Consider the following 485-nt stretch of genomic DNA (forward strand, 5'->3'; position numbering starts at 1 on the left):
GGCCCGAGAACATCCAGCAGCTCGGCCTCGATCCGCTCCACGTGCGCCGAATGGGAGGCGTAATCGACCGGCACCTGACGGGCCCGGATCCCCTCCCCCACCGCCTCCGCGACGAACGCGGCCACCGCATCGGCGTCCCCGGCCACGACCGTGCCCGACGGCCCGTTCACCGCAGCCACACCCAGCCGGCCCGCCCACACCTCCAACCGCGCCTCAACCGCCGCCAACGGCAACGGAACCGACGCCATACCCCCCAAACCGGCCAGCTCACGCCCGATCACCTGCGCCCGCAACGCAACCACCCGCGCCGCATCCCCCAGGGACAACGCCCCCGACACAGCAGCAGCGGCAATCTCACCCTGCGAATGCCCGACCACCGCATCCGGCACCACACCCAGCGAACGCCACACCTCGGCGAGCGAAACCATCACCGCCCACGTCACGGGCTGGACCACATCCACCCGCTCCAGCGAACGCCCCTCCCG

Annotated in this window: 1 protein-coding gene; it reads right to left on the bottom strand. The window is 72.0% G+C overall.

Translation table 11 applies throughout. The features are described 5' to 3' along the window. Positions 1–485: acyltransferase domain-containing protein (locus AB4039_RS42435; RefSeq protein WP_442273338.1), on the bottom strand; the 485-nt coding region annotated here is incomplete at both ends.

This window comes from Streptomyces sp. M-16 (genome assembly GCF_052114405.1).
In the GTDB taxonomy this organism is placed as follows: Bacteria; Actinomycetota; Actinomycetes; order Streptomycetales; family Streptomycetaceae; genus Streptomyces.